The sequence below is a fragment of the Nostoc sp. EspVER01 genome, from assembly GCF_034530635.1.
Classification (GTDB): Bacteria; Cyanobacteriota; Cyanobacteriia; order Cyanobacteriales; family Nostocaceae; genus Nostoc.
The window spans coordinates 126,747-147,692 of sequence record NZ_JAVRCS010000012.1 but is presented as its reverse complement, the minus strand read 5'-3'; the positions used below and the strand labels follow the sequence as shown (position 1 = coordinate 147,692).

20 protein-coding genes are annotated in these 20,946 nt (G+C 42.1%); 6 read left to right on the top strand and 14 right to left on the bottom strand.

Annotated features, from left to right (window positions below; genetic code table 11):
- Positions 1-412: 412 nt before the first annotated feature.
- From RMX69_RS13370 to alaS, 7 genes are all read right to left on the bottom strand, one after another.
- Positions 413-1,042, bottom strand: coding sequence for a ribonuclease H-like domain-containing protein (locus tag RMX69_RS13370; RefSeq protein ID WP_322637729.1), 630 nt, complete (start codon positions 1,040-1,042; stop codon positions 413-415).
- Between the two features lie 89 nt (positions 1,043-1,131).
- On the bottom strand, positions 1,132-1,680 hold the full coding sequence (locus tag RMX69_RS13365; protein ID WP_289798326.1) for a CAP domain-containing protein: 549 nt from the start codon (positions 1,678-1,680) through the stop codon (positions 1,132-1,134).
- A gap of 424 nt (positions 1,681-2,104) precedes the next feature.
- Positions 2,105-2,635 carry a CAP domain-containing protein gene (locus RMX69_RS13360; protein WP_322637728.1) on the bottom strand — a complete coding sequence of 177 codons (531 nt, stop codon included), beginning with the start codon at positions 2,633-2,635 and terminating at the stop codon, positions 2,105-2,107.
- Between the two features lie 434 nt (positions 2,636-3,069).
- Complete coding sequence (locus RMX69_RS13355; RefSeq protein WP_289798324.1) at positions 3,070-3,351, bottom strand: hypothetical protein; 282 nt, start codon at positions 3,349-3,351, stop codon at positions 3,070-3,072.
- Positions 3,352-3,602: 251 nt separating this feature from the next.
- Positions 3,603-4,760, bottom strand: coding sequence for a class I SAM-dependent methyltransferase (locus RMX69_RS13350; protein ID WP_322637727.1), 1,158 nt, complete (start codon positions 4,758-4,760; stop codon positions 3,603-3,605).
- Between the two features lie 31 nt (positions 4,761-4,791).
- Positions 4,792-6,027, bottom strand: a complete 1,236-nt coding sequence (gene trpB, locus RMX69_RS13345; RefSeq protein ID WP_322637726.1) for a tryptophan synthase subunit beta — start codon at positions 6,025-6,027, stop codon at positions 4,792-4,794.
- Positions 6,028-6,525: 498 nt separating this feature from the next.
- A complete protein-coding gene (alaS, locus tag RMX69_RS13340) occupies positions 6,526-9,168 on the bottom strand; it encodes an alanine--tRNA ligase (RefSeq protein WP_322637725.1) in 2,643 nt (880 codons plus the stop codon).
- Positions 9,169-9,569: 401 nt separating this feature from the next.
- Here alaS and RMX69_RS13335 point away from each other — a divergent pair, with 401 nt between their 5' ends.
- Positions 9,570-9,809, top strand: coding sequence for a heavy-metal-associated domain-containing protein (locus RMX69_RS13335; RefSeq protein WP_289798321.1), 240 nt, complete (start codon positions 9,570-9,572; stop codon positions 9,807-9,809).
- Positions 9,810-10,696: 887 nt separating this feature from the next.
- Entirely contained in the window at positions 10,697-11,722 is a 1,026-nt protein-coding gene (locus RMX69_RS13330; protein ID WP_289798320.1) for a GGDEF domain-containing protein, read from the top strand.
- A 192-nt stretch (positions 11,723-11,914) separates the two neighbouring features.
- Here RMX69_RS13330 and purN read toward each other — a convergent pair whose 3' ends face one another.
- Positions 11,915-12,577 carry a phosphoribosylglycinamide formyltransferase gene (gene purN, locus RMX69_RS13325; protein ID WP_289798319.1) on the bottom strand — a complete coding sequence of 221 codons (663 nt, stop codon included), beginning with the start codon at positions 12,575-12,577 and terminating at the stop codon, positions 11,915-11,917.
- A gap of 25 nt (positions 12,578-12,602) precedes the next feature.
- Here purN and RMX69_RS13320 point away from each other — a divergent pair, with 25 nt between their 5' ends.
- Complete coding sequence (locus RMX69_RS13320) at positions 12,603-13,484, top strand: sugar ABC transporter permease (protein WP_322637724.1); 882 nt, start codon at positions 12,603-12,605, stop codon at positions 13,482-13,484.
- Positions 13,485-13,570: 86 nt separating this feature from the next.
- Here the strand turns inward: RMX69_RS13320 and RMX69_RS13315 are convergent, their stop codons facing one another.
- Positions 13,571-14,137 carry a thermonuclease family protein gene (locus tag RMX69_RS13315; RefSeq protein ID WP_322637723.1) on the bottom strand — a complete coding sequence of 189 codons (567 nt, stop codon included), beginning with the start codon at positions 14,135-14,137 and terminating at the stop codon, positions 13,571-13,573.
- Between the two features lie 296 nt (positions 14,138-14,433).
- On the opposite strand from RMX69_RS13315, the gene RMX69_RS13310 reads away from it, so the two are divergent.
- On the top strand, positions 14,434-14,793 hold the full coding sequence (locus RMX69_RS13310; RefSeq protein WP_289798315.1) for a winged helix-turn-helix transcriptional regulator: 360 nt from the start codon (positions 14,434-14,436) through the stop codon (positions 14,791-14,793).
- Between the two features lie 126 nt (positions 14,794-14,919).
- Here RMX69_RS13310 and RMX69_RS13305 read toward each other — a convergent pair whose 3' ends face one another.
- From RMX69_RS13305 to obgE, 4 genes are all read right to left on the bottom strand, one after another.
- A complete protein-coding gene (locus RMX69_RS13305; protein WP_289798314.1) occupies positions 14,920-15,315 on the bottom strand; it encodes a salt stress protein, Slr1339 family in 396 nt (131 codons plus the stop codon).
- Between the two features lie 27 nt (positions 15,316-15,342).
- Entirely contained in the window at positions 15,343-15,948 is a 606-nt protein-coding gene (locus RMX69_RS13300) for a vWA domain-containing protein (RefSeq protein WP_289798313.1), read from the bottom strand.
- A 157-nt stretch (positions 15,949-16,105) separates the two neighbouring features.
- Entirely contained in the window at positions 16,106-16,711 is a 606-nt protein-coding gene (locus RMX69_RS13295; RefSeq protein ID WP_322637722.1) for a VWA domain-containing protein, read from the bottom strand.
- Positions 16,712-17,270: 559 nt separating this feature from the next.
- Positions 17,271-18,299 carry a GTPase ObgE gene (obgE, locus tag RMX69_RS13290; RefSeq protein ID WP_289798312.1) on the bottom strand — a complete coding sequence of 343 codons (1,029 nt, stop codon included), beginning with the start codon at positions 18,297-18,299 and terminating at the stop codon, positions 17,271-17,273.
- A 207-nt stretch (positions 18,300-18,506) separates the two neighbouring features.
- On the opposite strand from obgE, the gene aroA reads away from it, so the two are divergent.
- A complete protein-coding gene (aroA, locus tag RMX69_RS13285; protein ID WP_322637721.1) occupies positions 18,507-19,787 on the top strand; it encodes a 3-phosphoshikimate 1-carboxyvinyltransferase in 1,281 nt (426 codons plus the stop codon).
- A gap of 18 nt (positions 19,788-19,805) precedes the next feature.
- On the opposite strand, the gene RMX69_RS13280 is transcribed toward aroA, so the two are convergent.
- Positions 19,806-20,468: a class I SAM-dependent methyltransferase gene (locus RMX69_RS13280; protein ID WP_289798310.1), complete on the bottom strand. Its 663-nt coding sequence runs from the start codon at positions 20,466-20,468 to the stop codon at positions 19,806-19,808.
- A 180-nt stretch (positions 20,469-20,648) separates the two neighbouring features.
- Between RMX69_RS13280 and RMX69_RS13275 the strand changes: the two genes are divergently transcribed.
- Positions 20,649-20,837: a CoA-binding protein gene (locus RMX69_RS13275; protein WP_322637749.1), complete on the top strand. Its 189-nt coding sequence runs from the start codon at positions 20,649-20,651 to the stop codon at positions 20,835-20,837.
- Positions 20,838-20,946 lie beyond the last annotated feature (109 nt).

Sequence of the window (20,946 nt, the reverse complement as noted above, 5' to 3'; positions counted from 1 at the left end):
GCAAGTAACCTCAAAGAAGGCATTCAAGAGGGAGCAAGTAACCTCAAGGAAGCTGCTAGTGAATCTAAAACTCCTAGAGACACCAATGATTCCAATGTTGGCTCTTAGGCAAAAAATACAGCAGAATTCAAAATTCAGGAGCGGAGCCGGAGACGCTCCGCCTCCGGTCAGAATATAGAAGTAAAACAGGCTTTATACATACCTGGCTTTGAGACAAATCGTTGTTTACTTCACTAATTTGAAATCTGCTGTAACTTAGAATGAGGGTTTGTAGTAAGCACTTTAGTGAGTGCTTGGTAAATAACGACTTTAGTCCTTACTACGAACCTGCTTATCTATCAATTTCAACTTGACATATAACTAGTCGGGATTGACGAGCGATAAAAATTTCTTGTCACTATTCCCTATTCGATTAGTGTTCAAATAGATCCTTGAATTGCAACAAATCTAAAGAAACTATAGTTGGTAGAAACTCAAAACATTCTTGAGCAATTTGCCAACGTTCTTCTCGTTTGAGCATTTGTATTAACTTCTGCTGCACGCTAAGTAAGTAGCGCACATCATTGGCAGCATAACTTAGTTGAGCTTCAGATAAGCTAACGGCATTACCCCAATCAGAACTTTGAGAGCTTTTATCTAGTTCCACTTGTTCTAACTCTTGTACAACGTCTTTTAGTCCGTGACGATTTGTGTAAGTACGGGCTAATTTACTGGCAATTTTGGTACAAAAAATTGGCCTTACCTGAATCCCCAGATTGGCTCGCAAAGTGGCCAAGTCAAATCGAGCAAAGTGAAACACTTTCACAACATTGACTGCTTCCAAGAGTTTTTTTAAGTTGGGGGCGTCAGTTTGTCCTTTGGCTATGCGGATTGCAGTCACTTTCCCTTCAAGATTGCACAGTTGGACGAGACACAAGCGATCGCGCAGGGGCAATAATCCCATCGTTTCTGTATCAACTGCGATCGCTGGAGATTCTAAATACTGGCTAAGGGTTGCGTCACTGAGGTCGCGATCGCTCACCTGAAAATCTGGTAATGTCATCAATTGTTCAAAAATAATAGCAGTGTCCAGCAAAAAAAAGTCTTGTCAGACACTACATTATTATTGTGCAAAAAAATCAAAAATTAAATCTACCTAGCCCGAAAAAACAGTTGTGTTAGGTAGACTTCGCCTTGATTATTAGTAGCAACGCCAATTCCAGTCAGGTTGTAATTTCCTTTAAGGTTCTTTAGGTGTCCAGGACTTTTGATCCAGCCAGTAACAGCTTCCTCCACAGGGTTGCTATATCCCCGGTTAAAAGCTACATTTTCCGCTGCACTGTTGTAGCGAATCGGGATAGCTTTGACTCGCCCTTCAAATCCCTGATGGCTAAATGGGGTTTTGCCTTTAGCCATATTTTGACTATGAATTCTGGCTTGTCGAGTCAAATTTGTATTTAAAGTCAACTTTGGCAGTCCTTTAGAAACCCGATATCGATTAATTTGGTCAAATACTGATTTTTCTAGCTCAGTAGTTTTAAAAGTAGGAGTCGATATTGCAACCTGACTAGAAAAAAGCGACAACAGCTTATTACGGGTGGATGTATTCGTAGAAGTATGATTTGGTATCGGAGCAGTCGTTAATCCACTAGCAAGGACAAGCGCACTTAAAGCGATGCCAAAAGCAGTTTGTCGGAACATGGAGAATTGCGTAATGTGTAGAGATATAAGACTTCTACTTTACCTTATTGTTCCGAAGATATATACCACAATACTATTAAGTAATGATGAATTTCGGCAATTTGGCTACATCCTTTACAAGTAACACAAACAATCATTTCCAATTGTCAGTACTTCAATCGATCGGCTTGATGAAAATCACGGTTAATTTTGCTAATAATTTCAGATTCTCATGAATTATCAAGCAAAAGCTTTACTAACAGGTTAAAGTCTGGGGAATTTGAGAAAAAACCTCAACTTTACCAAATCTAACGCTATGTGCAATTTTTACTCAAACCTAATCTCCTTGCCTAATAATAACGGGTAGAATTCAAAGCCTTTCTCTATTTGCAGCAGAGAAGAATGGAAGTGAGGTCAGAATATTAAGTTGCACATAGCGTCAAACCTATGAGCGAATGAATATTTGTGTGAAGTAGATTGCGCCTTGACTGTTTTTGGCGACACCAATCCCCGTCAAATTATAATTACCTCTGATATTGGCAAGATGCCCTGGACTTTTGAGCCAGCCTTGAACAGCTTTTGTGGCAGGATCGCCATATCCCTGGTTATAAGCGACATTTTCAGCAGCTCCTCTGTAAGAAACACCGGTTGCATTCAGACGTTCTGAAAATCCACTATGCCCAAAGGAAACTGTACCATTAGCCATGTTCTTACTGTGAAGCCTAACTTGATTATCGATGGCAGAATTACGAGTTAGCGCTGGTAGCCCTTGGGAAGCCCTGTAGTTATTGATTTGGTTAAAAATCGACTGTTCTATAGCAGCAGTGTCCATGCTATTTGCTGCAACTTGATTAGTGTTATTCGATACATTAGAAGGTACTGGCGTACAAGCTGGATTTGTTGCAGAAGTAGCGATCGTTCCACCACTGAGAGCAATAGTGCCTAAAACAACGCTGTAAACTATTTGTTTGATCATTTGTTGGTAGTAAAGTTTTAGACAATGTAACCAACGAATATCAATGTGACAAATTGCTTATAGGTTTAAATTGCTCTATTTGTGGGCTTTTTTGCTCAAAAACTACTAGCGAACGTTTAAATTCATGATTTAACGCAAAATTGGTACTATTTAATCAATAGTTGTCTTCTACCATTAGTATGATTCTTTTTATCCAAGATTCCGCATTTAGACTGTCATATAGTGTAATTACTAGATTTTTTTGAATTTACAAGTTCCATATTATGCTTATTAATCTTCATAAATTCAGTTATTTTACTGTACTTAAGTATATGAAATAGCTTTTTTATGTCAAAAAAGCAGTAAAAACCGATTGTGATAGTTGAAGATGCGGAATGTCGGATAAAAAATGGCTGGATTTATTCAGCCATTTTGCTACGTGATTTTAACTAGGTTTATTTAAGGGGTTCTAACTCTTCCTGTATCACACGCAACACCCGTGCAATATATTCTGCACGCCACTGTTCCCGTTCCTTGGTTACTTTGACATCCGGCTCGTAAGCTTCAATCTCACTAGCCGATAAAATACCTTTCACCTCTAGCAACCGTTCAATAGTGTCTAGCCGCTCATGCAGCACGGACACCTCACCAGTCAAAGCCATGATGATCGCTAACAATTTATCAGTTTGCGGATTTTCTAAGTAAACAGGTCGTTTACCCTTGGCTATTTTTGTCATCCTGATACCAATTCTCCAAAAATAAGATCTAGACATACAAAACGAGAAAAGCCAGATAAAATCTGACTTTCTCAATTACGAATTACGTTAGGGATCTGCGGATTAATAGTGTCCCAACCAGGCGGGTTTCGACTGCGCTCAACCCTCAGATGTCGAGAGTTGAGCGCAGTCGAAACTCGGTTTATTGGTACTTTATTTTCACGCAAGTCCCTTAGCGTAGCAGGCCATAGCCCATTACGAATTACGAATTCTTACTTAGTTGCGGCAACCACAAACCAAGTGCCTTGGGTGGCTGAGTTACCATTTTTAAACAGGCCATTAGTTTCTTTTGCTTTCCATGCCCCATTCGGGACAAATTTCTCGAATGTCTTATCTGCTGCAAAACCAGCCTCAGTAACTAAGGGTAGCAAATCTAAATCGCGTACAGCACTCCAGAAAGGTTCGTTGTTGTTAGCGGTTTCCCAATCATAAATAAACTGTGTATAAACATCCATGTGATGATATAGGGGTGCTTCTAGATGAATCATCATGCCACCAGGAGCCAGTAGACGATAAGACTCTTGCATAACTTTACGCACAGATGACGGGGGGATTTCATGCAGCAAAATGTGAGAAACCACTAAGTCAAATGATGCATCGGGGAAGTTAGTATGTTCGGCATTTTGCTGAGAGAAGTGTACCCGTTTTCCCAAGGCTTCGGCTCTTGCATGAGCATAACGCAGTATAGATGCGCCTATATCTATAGCATGGACTTCTGCATCTGGGAAACCATCGACATAAGGTAATGTGCTATTGCCAATAGAACATCCCATATCAAGGATTTTTCTCGGTCGAAAGTTGGGAAACTCTGCTAAAAGGTAGTTTTGGACTATAGATAGCCCCATATCATCGTTGAGCGGCCCCAACCAACCGAGTCCATAAACGTAAGCGCCGCGATCGTAGGTTGCACCGGCTGCGACATCATCGGCAGTGAATTCACTGTGATATCCTCCGGGCATACAGTGAATGTCTACAGCCTTTTGATAATTAGGTATTTGAAAATTTGGATCTAGGGTTAAAGTACCCAGTTCACCACCCTTATCTTTGGCACGCTCAATCAACTCTGGTAGTTGTCTGTCAACGTTGGCATTTACTGCATCCCATAACATTTCCTGGTTAATGCGTTTTAGGGCACCAGTCCAGCGATAGTAGGGTTGGTGCTGCATTACTTCCCGAATTTCATAACGATTCTGGGGAGGGCGCTGATGTTCTTGTTCAAACTTCGGCTTGGCTAGTTTTTCATAAATTTCTTTATTACCAGGAGATATATTCCTGAAAATGTGCATTTTCATAGTTTGCACAAAGTTTTGGCGTGCCAACTCGTCGTGAGTGGGTTGCGGTAACATTGGGTGTTGGAATTGTTGATCCATTATTGTTTTTTCCCAAATATTTTATGTAGATTTACGCTGGATACAATAACTTGGCTACTGTTTGTACATCCTTGTCACCACGTCCAGAGCAGTTAATTACAATCCGAGGACTGCCGGTTAGTTGAGGACAGAGGGTTTCGAGGTAAGCGATCGCATGGGCTGTTTCCAATGCCGGGATAATCCCTTCTAATTTCGATAATCGCTGGAATGCCTCCAAAGCCTCTGCATCCGTCACACTATAGTATTCAGCGCGACCAGTATCCTTTAAATAGCTATGTTCTGGCCCCACACCGGGATAATCTAACCCCGCACTAATTGAGTGTGCCTCAATGATTTGCCCATCTTCATCTTGCAGTAGGTAGCTCATAGCTCCGTGCAACACACCAATTCGTCCTTTTGTCAAGGTAGCTGCGTGTTTTTCGGTATTGACACCTTCCCCGGCTGCCTCAATCCCAATGAAGCGTATAGAAGACTCATTCATAAACTCATAGAAGAGTCCCATCGCATTGGAACCACCACCGACACAAGCCAAGAGAATATCAGGTAATCCACCCCACTTTTCCATTGCTTGGGCGCGGGTTTCTTCACCGATTACTGCATGGAAATCACGTACCATCATTGGGTAAGGATGGGGGCCTGCTACCGAACCCAGGATGTAGTGAGTAGTTTCCACATTTGTCACCCAATCTCGGATTGCTTCGGAAGTAGCATCCTTCAAAGTTCCGGTTCCCGCCTCCACCGGACGAACTTCTGCCCCCATCAACCGCATTCTAAAAACGTTCAAAGCTTGGCGTTCCATATCCTGAACACCCATATAAATTACGCATTCCAGCCCAAAACGAGCGCAAACTGTGGCTGTAGCAACTCCATGTTGTCCGGCACCCGTTTCAGCAATAATTCGCTGCTTACCCATGCGTTTCGCCAACAATACCTGACCAAGGGCATTATTGATTTTGTGAGCGCCAGTATGATTTAAATCTTCACGTTTTAAATAAATTTGTGGCCCGGTGCGATCTGGCCTAGCATAATGAGCAGTCAGGCGTTCAGCAAAATACAATGGTGTGGCACGTCCTACATAGTCTCGTAACAACTGCTGTAGTTCTGCTTGAAAACCAGGGTCATTGCGGTATTGCTGATAAGCTGTTTCTAATTCAGCCAAGGCAGGCATGAGGGTTTCAGGTACATACTTACCGCCAAAGCGTCCAAAGCGGCCTAGCGTATCTGGAACCTGAGCAGTTGAACTTGGAGATAGAGGAGTGGTAGTCACAGGCTGTTTTTGATGACGGGAATGACTTAATTATTATAGAAAAGTCTGGGGCGTATCTGGGGGATGGGGAGGAAGTAGGGGGCAGGGGGGGCAGAGGAGAATAATAAATAACAATAGACTTCTTGGCATTTGTCGGTAAAAGGGTAAGGGGGAAAGGGGAAAGGAACAATAAAAACATGAGTCCCTTTAACATGAACCCCTTTTCCCGCCTATGAGCAAAAATTACTTTTGCAAGAGACTCCATGAGCTGCGCTCACAAGGAATAATGAAAATGTCTTTTCCTCCTGCCTCCTGCCTCCTGCCTCCTGCCTTCTGCCTCCTGCCTTATTTTCAAGGCAGGTCTAATATATCTGCCTTGAAAATCAAACATGACTTATGCAAAGTAATAGTTGAAACCCTGATTTTTAAGTAGGGGCAATTCATGAATTGCCCCTGAGCGCGTGTGCCTAAGTTCTATAGAAAATGGGGCTGGAGATTAGGTTTCGCCTTAGTAGCTTATTAAGCTAACGCGGACTTTAAATCACTTTCTGCTTGTCCCAACGCATCTGGTAATTTACTTGCATCGCGTCCGCCGGCTTGGGCTAGGTTTGGTCTTCCGCCGCCGCCGCCGCCGCAGATTTTAGCGATCGCACCCACAAATTTACCAGCTTGCAAACCTTTTTTGTTCACTTCTGGACTAAAAGCTGCAACTATACTCACTTTCCCAACTTCTGGAACAGAACCCAGTACCACCGCACCGTTACCGATTTTTTGCAACAAGCGTTCGGCTGCGGTCTTCAATGATTCTGGATCGACATCTTCTAATTGGGCGACAATAATTTTAGAATCGCCTACGGTTTGGGCTGTTTGTAGCAAGCTGTCTGATTTAGCGATCGCTAACTGTACCTTCAAGGTTTCTAATTCCTTTTGGCTATTTCTCAGTTCGCTTTGCAGACTTGTGATTCTGTCTGGTAATTCTTCAGGTTTAACTTTAAAGCGATCGCTCAAATCTTTAACTACTTTATCCCGCAGGTTGAGATAATCTAGGATTGCTGGCCCCGAAACGGCTTCAATCCGCCGCACTCCAGAAGCCACGCCAGCTTCCGAGATAATCTTGAAGACGCCAATTTCAGCAGTATTACTTACGTGAGTCCCACCGCATAGTTCCATTGATACGCTAGGAAAGTCAATCACGCGCACTTCCTCACCGTATTTTTCTCCGAACATGGCAACAGCACCCCTAGCTTTCGCCTCGGCTATTGGTAATACTTCCACTTTCGCAGCATGAGCCTCAGCAATCCAACTGTTCACCTGTTCTTCAATTTGTTGCACTTCCTCTGCTGTCAACGCGCGGGGACAGTTGAAGTCAAAGCGCAACCTATCAAATGAAACCAGAGAACCTGCTTGAGATATGCCATCATCAACAATTTTCTTCAATGCCGCTTGCAATAGGTGCGTTGCGGTATGGTTAGCTTGGGCGCGACGGCGACAAGCTGGATCGATTTGGGCGGTGACGCGATCGCCTACGCGCAGTGTACCGCGTTCGATGCGTCCGAAGTGAACAAAGAAATCAGATTCTTTCTTCACGTCTTCTACGCGAACAACGATACCATCACCAGAGATATAACCGCGATCGCCGATTTGTCCCCCAGATTCAGCATAAAATGGCGTTTTGTCAAGGACAATTTGCACTTCTGTCCCCGCTTCTGCTTCCTCTTGGCAAACACCTTCTACTAATATCGCTTCAACTTTCGCAGTTGCAGCAGGTTGGGTATAGCCGATAAATTCGGTGACTTTAATGTGTTCTGCTAATTTGTCGAGAGAACCTTGTACAGTTAAATCGATGGTTTCATGTGCTGCTTTGGCACGTTCCACCTGTTTTTGCATTTCGATATTGAATCCCGCTTCATCGACTGTCAGATTATTTTCCTCGGCAACTTCTTGAGTCAGTTCTAAGGGAAATCCGTAGGTGTCGTAGAGGGTAAATGCGCTTTCACCGCTAATTTGAGTTTCCCCTCGCTGTTTCACCTCTTGGATGATTTCTTCGAGGAGTTTTTCGCCTCTATCCAGAGTTCTGAGGAAATTAGATTCTTCCCGTTGCAACTCAGCTTTAATTGCTGCTTCCCGTTGGCGGACATTGGGGTAAGCTGATTCTGAAAGAGCGATCGCAGTTTCGGCAACTTGGGTAGTAAATTCGCCAGAAATTCCAATTAATCGCCCATGACGCACCACCCGCCGAATTAACCGCCGCAGCACATAACCCCGTCCCACATTGGAAGCGCGAATTTCATCAGCAATCATGTGGATGACAGCCCGAATATGATCGCCAATGACTTTTAGGGAAGTTTTGGTTTTTTCATCACTGCTGTGGTAATCAACACCAGCAATTTGCCCTGCTGTTTGGATAATTGGAAAAATCAGGTCAGTTTCGTAGTTATTGGGTACTTTTTGGAGAATTTGCGCCATTCTATCCAAACCCATGCCGGTGTCGATGTTTTTGTTTTGCAGCGGCGTTAAATTCCCGGAAGCATCCCGGTTATATTGCATGAAGACGAGGTTGTAAAACTCGATGAATCGAGAATCATCTTCTAAATCGATATTTTCGTCACCGCGTTCTGGGTGGAAATCATAATAAATTTCGGAACAAGGGCCACAAGGGCCAGTCGGCCCAGATACCCAAAAGTTATCATCTTCACCCAAGCGTTTAATTCTCGCTACCGGCACACCGATTTGATCGCGCCAAATTGCAAAAGCTTCATCATCATCTTCAAAAACGCTGACGACGAGATTTTGGGGGGAAAAGCCAAAGACTTGCGTGGAGATTTCCCAACCCCAAGCGATCGCTTGTTCTTTAAAATAATCACCAAAGCTAAAATTACCCAGCATCTCAAAAAAGGTGTGATGCCGTTTGGTGCGTCCGACATTCTCAATGTCGTTGGTACGGATACACTTTTGCGAAGTCGTAGCCCGCTTAAATTCTGGTGTGCGCTGCCCTAAGAATATTGGCTTAAATGGTAGCATCCCCGCGATCGTCAGCAGCACGGTTGGATCTTCTGGCACGAGGGAGGCACTTGGGAGAATTTGGTGTTCCCGTTGAGCAAAGAAGTCGAGAAATATGTTGCGAATTTCGTTACCGCTTAGGTACTGGGGATTTGAAGACATAGGTGTTTTTAACTTTAGACTTTAGACTTTCGACTTAGGCGTAGCGGCACTAGTAGTACGCCAAGGCAACTTGGCGGGGTAAGGGGAAAAGGGGAAAGGTTTTTAATCCCTTCCCCTTTTCCCTTTAACCTTTCCCCAACCTCCACCTGGCATTTTTGGGTTGGCAGACTACTAGGTAGGTGTATTTTCATAAATAGCTTTATATATTCTTGCATTTTGTTTCATATTACTGCCAGCGAATTCTGCCATTGGGTGAGATATATACAGTTACTATGATGTTTTTACACTACTATCGAACTTTGGCAGGATGTGCATAGGCGTAGCCCGTTGTAAACATCGGATTTCGATGCTTAAAATTAATCATTAAGAAATAGTTTAAAATTCCCATACTGAGGTAGCAAATGGCACTAAAACTGAAAGTATCAGATATTACTTTTGAAGAATGTGCCGAAATAATTACTGAGTCTATCTACGTTATGGAACCTGAGATCAAAGTGAATGTTGAGATTAACGCTAAAACTGTCACGGTGGAGTCCGAAACTTCTGAGGAGTCAATCAAACAGGTAATTGTTGCTGCTGGTTACGCTGGAGAAGGTTATCGTTCGGATTCCAGCTTTTCACAGAAGAAGTTTAGACTTTAATATCTCAAGCGACGCTAACAAAATTTTTTATATTTTACGCCTGTAGAAAGGCGGAATAGAAATAACTTCCCCAAATTAGTAACAGGTTTTGACATAATTTTTTTATTTAGCTTTGTTTTATAAATTTATGATATTACAGCAAATAAAAAAAAATGTGAATTAAGTAAATAGGAAAATCTAGAGAAAAGATAGGCGCAAATATTTTATTTCTCCTGCTAGCGCATTGTTTTTTGGAGGTAAAATTTTACTTAAATTATAAAATTTTACCCGACAACTTCTGTCTTTATTTAGATGGTAGGTAAGCCCCAAAACGCCACTGTACATAGCAGGAGGTAGTTTTGCTGTGTATATTATATATATTTTAAACACTTTCTTAATATGCGATCTAAGCCTAGTTTATAAATAAAAGGGCTAAAAGGTTTCATGATAAATAATATTTTGAATTGCGTAATAAAATTTCAGATTGAATAATTCAATTAAAAAACTTTATTTTTTCTTCATTTTTCTACTTGAGAATAAATTTATTTACATAATGCCATAGTTATTGCAAACTATTTATTTCGGTAATTCTATCATGGAAATAGTACTTAAGAATCCACAACAATAGTTTTTATGCATTTAAATAATATTCAGTATTTTCACTGTTTTAAAAATAAACTGTAAAGAAGACATTAGTTGTTATAAATGAATATTTCCAAAACGGCAGTAGTAAATCTAAAGTCTTGAAATGAGATTAAATTTGGAAGTTCACTATCTAATAGATGCTGAAAAAACAAGATGTAAAAAAATATAATTTAGCCTAGAACATCATATTTAGTATTAGACACAAGAGCAGTAGTGACCCAAGTGAATTTATTTAAAATTTAAATAGGATTAAAAATAAAGCAATGAATATTTCTATTCTGGTCTTTGGAAAAAATAATTTTATCGCCACACTTCCAGATCAGATCCGTTATGCGACTGCTTTTAGTGTAGAAGTTATAGACAATTTGGATCGAGCCGTGTCGCAGATTAAAACAACACCTCCTGATATAATCCTGGTGCAAGCTAGCCTAGATGGCAGCATGGAATTGTGCAATTGGTTGAAAGATCAAACAAAATTATCGTGGATATATTGTATTCTCTTCGAGGATCGTTCCCAGCAACTGAATGATAGAAATAAGGGTTGGCACAGGGAATTAGAAATGAGTGCTGCGGCCTTAAAGCAAGGAGCCGATGCATATATTTGGCATCTTATTGAAGAAAAAACAGACTATAGCTTGGCGGAGTTGACTGCCAATCATGGACTAATACTTGCTCAATTGACAGTTGGTTTGCGGAAAGCACAAAAATACCGAGATTTGATTCGGACAAATGATATGTTATCTGCGATCGCCTTAGCCGATTCGTTGACAGAATTAAATAATCGTCGTGCTTTAGAATGGGACTTACCCAGACAAATTCAAAGAGCCAGGACTCAAAAAACTTCCCTGAGCTTGATTATTCTGGATGTAGATCATTTTAAGAAAGTGAACGATACTCATGGGCATTTAGTAGGCGATCGCATCTTGCAAGTATTATGCCAACGTTTGCGCCACAATCTGCGCTGTCAAGATACAGCATTCCGCTATGGTGGCGAAGAATTTGTAATTCTTCTAGCTAACACTACCGATGAGGAAGCACTATTAGTAGCCCGTCGTCTCAATCGCGTAGTCAGCGACGAACCATTTGCACTCAACAATAAACTGACAATTAATGTCACCATTAGTTTGGGTACAGCCTCTCTGCAAGCTGAGGATGATGAGAAAGGAGAGAGTCTGCTGTATCGTGCCGATCAATGTCTGTTACAGGCTAAAAATTCTGGGCGTAATCGGGTGATTAACTCGAACTACATATCTCATCATGGCTCACATTTGAAAGCTGTTTCTTCTTGACATCCTCACCGACGTAAAGGCGCTCTTAAGAAGGAGTAATGAGTAATGAGTAAATACCCATTTTTCATCCACTATGAAACTCATTACTCCTTACTTTAAAGCATTGTGTGAAGCACGGGGCTTCTCTACGAGACGCTTCGCGAACAGACCCAAATATGTGGTGAAAGAGAGGAGCGTCTAATCTATGTATTTTTACGTTACCCTTAGTGTAACTTTTGACGAAGAAGCTGCCAGAGCGATCGCTAATGGTAAAATTCGATGTTCCTGAATTTGAATCCTGGCGTGGAGTGTTTCTGCTGTATCATCCGGCAATACTGGGACTGCGGCTTGCATTAATATTGGGCCGCTATCCATTTCTAAACAAGCTATATGCACTGTACAACCAGTGATTTTTACCCCAGATGCCAAGGCTTGTTCTACAGCATGGATTCCCTTGAAACTAGGTAACAAACTAGGATGGATATTAATAATCTTCTCAGGAAAGGCATCAATGAAAACTGATGTTAATAGTCGCATCCACCCTGCCAAAATCACCCATTCTACATCGTAGTGCTGCAATGTCTGCACAATTTTATGATCAAACTCTTCTCGGTTTTGATAGTTGCGGTGATTTAATAAGACAGTTTCTACACCTCTATTCGCTGCTCTGAGGGCTGCTTTCGCCGAGGGATTATTGTAAATTAAAACTTTAATTTGGGCATTTAGCCGCCCATCTTGGATAGCTTGGGCAACTACATCAAAATTGCTGCCATTCCCAGAAGCCATAATTCCCAGTTTTAAAGGGGCGAATTGTTGGTAATTATCGCTAATGTTGGGAGAAATTAAGCTCAGGGTAGAATCAAGGCGGAGAGTCATAACAGCTAGGAGGGTTAATTTATAGATGCCAAAAATATATACTAAGTCGTGGTTGGATAATGATACAGTAGCCGCGTGGATTTTTCTCGCACCAGCACTACTTTTGCTGGGTGTGTTTATCATTTGGCCAATCGTCTATTTGTTCTATCTCAGTTTTACTGCTGGTAGTTTCAGCTTAAAAGGTATTTATTGGATAGGCTTAAAAAACTATTGGCGCTTGCTACTCGACCCCGATTTCTGGCAAGTTCTGGGTAACACCTTTTATTTTACTATTGCCACTATCATTCCTAGTTTAGTTATTTCCTTGGGATTGGCAGTACTATTAAACCGTTCCATTCCCTTGCGGGGCATTCTGCGGAGTGCTTATTTTCTACCTTCAATTATTTCACTTGTGGCAGCTGGTTTGGGATTTCGCTGGCTGTTTCAAACATCAGGGCCGGTTAACGGACTTTTAGATTTTTTTGGGATTTCAGAAATCCCCTGGCTAGGAGACACCTTTTGGGCAATGCCGGTAATTATTTTAATGAGTATTTGGAAACAACTCGGTTTCAATATGGTAGTTTTTTTAGCAGGGTTGCAAGCAATTCCTCCCAGTCGTTATGAAGCAGCAGACTTAGATGGAGCAAATGCTTGGCAACAATTTTGGTATATTACTTTGCCCGGATTGCGCCCGACTGTGATATTTGCAGTCATTACTACCGCAATTTTTACATTGCGGAGTTTTGAGCAAGTTTTTGTGATGACTGGTGGTGGGCCACTGAATTCGACTAATCTGCTAGTTTACTACATTTACCAAGAGGCTTTTGGACAGTTTGATTTTGGTTATGCAGCAGCAGGAGCGACTGTATTATTAGCAGTAACGTTGGTACTAGTTTATTTGCAACTGCAAACTTGGGGAGAGGAGTAGGGGAGGCAGGGGGGCAGGGGAGCAGAGGAGCAGAGGGGAATTTTGGAAGTTGCTAAGTTATCGCGCAAATATGCAATGCCGAGTTTTTACTTTTTATATAGGCTGCGATATTCCCAAGGATTTATAAATTTAGTATCGCTCCAAACGCCGAGCCGTTGTTCCTTCGCTTTGGCTTCGGCTTGTTGAACTAAGTCTTTACTAGGACACTTATTTAAATAGGGACGATACACTTTTGCTAAACCTTCTTGCAACAATACCTGTTGTACAAAAGTGCCATTTTTTAAACGGACTTCAGCAATTTTACGCCCATAGCGATCGCTATCGGTAATATTCAAAGTCACGCGATCGCCTCCTTGTTGTACCAGTTGTTGCACCCGTTCTTGGGCTTTTACACCCCAAGTAAATTGATTGCGATCGCTAGTGCGTTTACTTTGCTTTTCTTTGTTGGTATGAGCTATTTCTGGCGCATCTACACAAGCAAAGCGCACGGTAAAGTTTTTGCCATTGGTATCTTTGACTACTAAAGTATCGCCATCACTGACTCGCTCAACTGGTTCTCCAGAATTTCCAATAAAGCGATCGCAGCCCATCAAACCCCAAATTATGATAGTTACACAAAGCCAAAATCGCACTGGTTTAGTTAATTTCTCCATCCAAACTTACCTGCATGACCTCTGTGGAATGATACTAGCAAAATACAAAGATATATTTGTTAATTATTGACATAGTTCCACAGGCAATTCAAAAAGCGATCGCACTTTGATTGCTTCTGTTACAGTAATCATCAAACATCTGCCTCCAGTTGACTGTGGAAGACAGCAAGTATCTACTGTATTGTCATATTCCCGCACCTGCTACACTAGTTATGAAAGACCTAAAACAAGTAATAATCAAATAACTAGCGGTACACCCAGCAAACCTGAGTCAGGTGATTCCTACAAAAGAAACTATGAAAGCTGAAGCAGAAAACCATTTCAGGCTGACTTGTGAAGTAGAAACTACCCTAAAAGTGATTGGTGGACGCTGGAAAGTTTTGATTATTAGAGAATTAATGACTGGTGTAAAACGCTTTGGTGAGTTGCAACGAGCTTTACCTGGAGTTACGCAAAAGATGCTAACCCAGCAACTCAGAGAAATGGAGGAAGATGGAATTATTCATCGAGAAGTTTATCCCCAAATCCCACCCAAGGTAGAATATTCACTGACACCTTTAGGAGAAACTTTGCAACCAATTCTCTATGCTATGCACGACTGGGCTGTGCAACATTTAGGTAAGAATTCAGGAATCAGAATTCAGAATTCAGAATAGTTAAAGAATTAGGAGAAAATTTGATACATAAATGTACTAATTATTTGCACTTACTTAACTTAAACAATAATTGCTAATTTTCAATTCCAGCAAGCACATTGATGAGCAGGATATTGAATTTTTAATTCATTCATTGCTTTTTAAATATTCAATTGCTGCCTCTAATTTTGAAGGGTAACTTTCAGCAAACCTTTCAAACCAAAGTCCTTCAGACGAAAGCGGATCTACTTTGGTTAACCATTCTTTCGCCTGCACTTTTAAACCTTCTAGTTGTTTGGCTTTAAGTTGTTCTTGTCGAATTCGTTCCTGTTCTAGTTCTTGCTGTCTTTTTAATTCAATAGCAGCATCCTCTTCGGCAAAATCAGCCTTAACATCTGCCAAAAGCTTATCCATAAAAGATGCCGACTTTGGCGATGATGGAATAAACGATTTGGCTGTGGCTGATTTTGACTGCTGCTGTTGTGGTTGTACTTCTTGACATTCAGTTTGGAGTTCAGCTAATAGCTTATCAATGGAATCCATTTTTGCAATTCCTAATAAATAATATAGCTAGTCATTAATAGCATTGAGTAGCACTTCCGATAGACTCAAATCTTCCATATCTTCCATAGTAATGGTGTCACAGATATCAAACTTAGCACCAGCACTTTGGAGTTCATCATCTAAGACTTTGAGAAAGCGGGTAGCTTGTTGATCTGTGCCAACTTGAATAAAAGAAATAGCTAATTCTTCATCTCGTTCGATGCGACGAGAAGCTTCAATAATTACCCTCATGACTGCTTTGCGATCGTCCGGTTCACCATCAGTAACCACTAAAATTGTTTCACCATTTGGCTTGGTTTGACCGGCTGCTTTGCGTTGAAGGTAATCATCAGTTGCATGTTTTAACACACTTGCCAAGTCAGTTGTACCAGAGGGATCGTTCTCTCGAAAAATTTGTGATACCTTGTTGGATGTGACATTTTCGTATCGTTTAAATTTACCAGAAAATACATAGATAGTGATACCATCTGGGTCAAATTGCTCACATTTACTAGCTAAAGCTAAAGTAGATTCTTGGGCTGCAACCCATCTAGTTCTACCACCCTTTTGATCTTGGGTTGCCATGCTACCGCTTTTGTCAATAATCAAGGTATAATCACGATTTTCTAGCATTATTCAATTCTCCAATCTAGAATTAACAGTTATTGAACGATGGGCGATCGCTAAACATAGAGCAGATTTCTAGTTAGTCAGGTATACAAGGGAAGTCTGCTACCCAAGTATAAAGCGTGTTTGACTCCTGAATTCTGAATCCTGAATCCTGCTATATTTAGTCAGTTATTGCGTTCGTCAATACATCTACAAGACTCATTTCTTCTAAGTCGTCTAAAGTAACGGTATCGCAAATATCAAATTTAGCGCCGACACTTTGCAACTGGTCATCCAAAGCCTTGAGGAATTTAGTTGCTTGGGCATCTGAACCTACTTGAATGATCGAAATTGCTAATTCTTCATCACGTTCCATCTGACGAGTCGCATGAATGATGACTTCAAACACAGCCTTGCGATCGTCTGGTTCACCATCGGTGATGACTAAAATTGTCTCTCCGTTTGGCTTGGTTTTACCGGCTGCTTTGCGTTGAAAGTAGTTATTGAGGGCATCCTGAAGTACACCTGCTAAGTTTGTTGTGCCAGCAGGGTCATTTTCGAGAAATATCTGGCCGACTTTGGCTGAAGTCACATCATCGTAGCGTTTAAATCTTCCAGAAAACACATAAACGGTGATGCCATCGGGGTCAAACTGTTCGGCCTTTCTGGCCAATGCCAGAGTAGACTCTTGAGCGATTTCCCATCTACTTCTACCACCCACTTGGTCGGGTGTGGACATACTGCCGCTTTTGTCAATGATTAAGGTATAGTCGCGATCGCTCATCATAATCTTCCTTTGATTGTTACCCTGTGGTTCTAGTCTAATCCACGAATTTAACGATACCGTAAGTACTTTAAGGTTTCGTATCAATTGTGCTACTCAAAAAAGCCGCATCACAGTTGATGAATGCGTTGGCAACGATCGCTACTGTGATTTTGTTGGTCATAGCCAAGAAGAATTAATTGGCAAGTCAGACTATGATTTTTTTTGCAAGTAGAAGCTGATGCGTTCTGGGAAATAGATGAACTGGTTTTCACGACAAATATTACTAATGAGAACCAGCATCTTTTTACTGATGCTCAGGGTACGACAAGGCACTGAGTTTGTGATTAAGATTCCCCCGATCCAGGATAAGCCAGCATAATTCGTAATTGATAAGTAGTAATTACGAATTACGAACTTGTACTGAGCGTCTTGCCCTGAGCGTATCGCTAAAGCGAAAGCTCCGCTAACGCGTAGCGTCTCGTAGAGAAGCCGTTGGCGTGGTAACAGAGCGTAGTCGTTCGCGCAGCGTCTCGTAGAGAAGTGCAGCCTCTCGTAGAGAAGGGAGCCGAAGTATTACGAATTAGCTAAATACTTCCACTTCTTTAGGAACCTTCATTTGGTCGAGAATTCCCCAAATTTCCTGTAACATCGGCTCTAACCCGGTGCGAGTAACTGCTGAAATCACAAAAACCGGGGCGTAGGAGAGATGATTAAGTTGGGTGGCTAACGCCTCTAAATCGACGGTTTCCCGATCGACTGCATCAATTTTATTCAGCGCCAAAATTTGCGGACGTTCTGCTAAACCCCTTCCATAAGCTTGTAATTCTTCCTTAATTGTGTTGTAGTCTCTAACCACATCATCACTAGTGGCATCAATCAAGTGAAGTAGCACCCGCGTGCGCTCGATATGGCGCAAGAAATCATGTCCCAGCCCTGCCCCATGAGCTGCTCCCTCAATGAGTCCGGGAATGTCGGCGAAAACAGTACCATCGCCAGTGGGTTTTCGCACTACACCCAAATTTGGAATCAGGGTAGTAAAAGGGTAATCTGCGATTTTCGGACGTGCAGCGGATAAAGATGAAATTAAAGTGGATTTACCAGCATTTGGTAAGCCAATAATCCCCACTTCTGCCAAAAGTTTTAACTCTAGGCGCAGCTGCTTTATTTCCCCTGGTAATCCTGGGAGGGCATATTCTGGGGCGCGGTTACGGTTGCTCAAGAAATGCTGATTTCCCAGTCCGCCTTTACCACCTTGGGCAATCAGCAAAGTCTGCTTAGGCTCAATTAAATCTCCCAGCAGTTCGCCAGTTTCAGCATCATAAATAGTTGTACCGCAGGGAACTTCAATAATTAAATCCTTTCCTCCTGCTCCGGTGCAGTTACTTGGCCCGCCACGAGTCCCTTTTTCTGCCTGAAAGCGATGGTTATATCTGAAGTCCAACAAAGTTTGTAGGTTTTCATCGGCAACGAAAAATACCGAACCACCTCGTCCTCCATTACCACCAGAAGGGCCACCAGTCGGCACGTATTTCTCTCGCCGGAAGGCGACAATACCATCGCCGCCTTTACCAGCTTCAACTTCAATTTTTGCTTGATCGATAAATTGCATCTTTCTAGAGTCCTGTTAGCGGATAGCTAGGGTTTAACCCGTGCTGAATTATGAGTTGCGAGTTATAGGGGAGTTATAAATTATAAGTTTTAAAATCTTATTCCTCACTATTTACTTGTAACTCACACTCCCTCCTCCCCTGCCCCTTTTGGTCAAGATATGGGAATATTATAAAGTTGTAGCTAACCGCCTACGTAGAGGTTTAAAGTGGATACCATTGCAATTCCTGCTCTAAATCGGCCAGTGGATGCCACGGTAGAAATTCCTGGTTCTAAAAGTCTGACCAATCGGGCGTTGCTTGTCGCTGCTTTGGCGCAAGGTGACTCCATTTTAGAAAATGCCTTATTTAGTGAAGACAGCGAGTATTTTGCTAAATGCGTAGAGCAATTGGGCATTCCCATTACTTTGAATCCGCAACTGGCACAAATTCAAGTGGCGGGAAGGGGAGGCGAGATTCCAGCTAAACAGGCAGATTTATTTGTGGGTTTGGCAGGTACAGCAGCACGGTTTATTTCGGCGCTGGTGGCACTGGGGAATGGTGAATATCGCCTAGATGGCGTTCCCCGGATGCGAGAACGACCGATGGGCGATTTGTTGACGGTGCTGCAAACGGGTGGAGCAACCATTAACTTTGAGGGAAACTCCGGGTTTATGCCGTACACCGTCTATAGTCGGCAATTCGCTGGCGGCAATTTTCGGGTGAAAGCGAACCAAACAAGTCAGCAACTTTCGGCATTGCTGATGATTGCGCCTTATGCTCAACAAGACACAATTATTGAGGTTGAAGGTACGTTGGTTTCTCAGTCTTACGTCAAAATGACCTGTCGTTTAATGGCAGATTTTGGCGTGGAGGTGATTCAAATCGGCGATAATCAATTTCAGATTAAAGCAGGTCAACGTTACCAAGCTCGACATTACACAGTCGAACCCGATGCGTCAAATGCCTCTTACTTTTTTGCCGCCGCCGCTGTCACGGGTGGACGGGTGCGCGTCAAACATTTGACCAAACAATCCTGTCAGGGTGATATTCTCTGGCTGAATGTTTTAGAACAAATGGGTTGTCAAATTAAGGATGGGGATGATTACACCGAAGTGACGGGGCCGAAGCAATTGCAAGGTATCGATATTGATATGAATGATATATCGGATCTAGTGCAAACATTAGGAGCGATCGCACCCTTTGCTAGTTCACCGATTACCATTCGGAACGTGGAACATATTCGATATAAAGAAACTGACCGAATTAAAGCTGTTGTCACAGAATTGCGGCGGCTAGGAGTTGAAGTTGAAGAATTTGCAGATAGACTGAAAATTCAACCTGGCCCTATTACCCCAGCGGCGATTGAAACCTATCACGATCATCGAATGGCAATGGCTTTTGCTGTCACTGGCTTGAAGGTTCCAGGCATTGTAATTAAAGATCCTGGTTGTACAGCGAAGACTTTTCCTGATTACTTTACCCGATTCTTCCAAATGTTAGAGCAATAAGAGCTATTTTCGCTCAACTTACTTTTTCAGTGCCAGAGTTAAGCCATCTGCGATCGCTAGTAAACTAAGATTAACTCGTTGGTCTTGATGCAGTTTTTGATTAAAAGCACGAATTCTTTTAGTTCTATTATCTTGCACTTGGGGGTCGGCAACCCTACCTGACCAGAGAACATTATCGATCGCAATCAATCCCCCCGGACGCACTAATTGCAGCGATCGCTCATAATAAGCATCATAGTTGCTCTTATCTGCATCGATAAAGGCAAAATCAAAAGTTTCTGCTTCTTGTGTTGCCAGTAGCCAATCCAAAGTCTGCAAAGCTGGGGCAATATGCAATTGAATTTTATCCGCCACACCTGCTTGTTGCCAATAACGTCTAGCGATCATTGTAAATTCTTCACTGATATCACAGGCTACCACCTTACCGTCCTTCGGTAACGCCAATGCCACCACCAGGGAACTATAACCTGTAAATACCCCAATTTCCAAAGTTTTCTTCGCTCCTAGCAACTGCACCAGTAACGCCAAAAACTGGCCTTGTTCGGGAGCAATTTGCATTCTCCCGATTGGATATTGGGCTGTTTCTTGCCTCAGTTGGGTTAAAATTTCTGGTTCTCGCAGAGAGACTGACAGTAAATAGTCATAGAGGTTTTGTTCGAGTCCTAATGTTTTAGTTGTCATGGGCATTGGGCATTGGGCACTTGTACTGAGTTTCGACTGCGCGGAAATCGAGCGAAGTCGAGATTCAACTACCGCGTAGTCGAAGTATTGGGCATGGAAAATAGGAGACTACCCGCATTTCTCACAAGCTTAAGGCATTTGATGGAGCGAGGAGGAGTAATGAGTAAGGAGTAATAAGTAATAAGTTTTTACTCATTACTTATTACTTATTACTTCTCCCCCAATGCGAAAACTGTATGGACACAACTGGATATCTGGCATCAACCATCAGCACAAAAAGCTATAGATGCAGGACTTAATGTGGTTATGAATGCTTGTATCAAAATTGAATATGTGCGTCTGAAAGTAGGATTAACACGGGATGTTTAGTTTTTATGCGTACAGATATTCTAACAATTATGTAAATTGTTATTGTTATGCAACGCCGCGTAGTTTACCACCGTAGGTATCTCACACACATTTTATGTGTAGAGATATT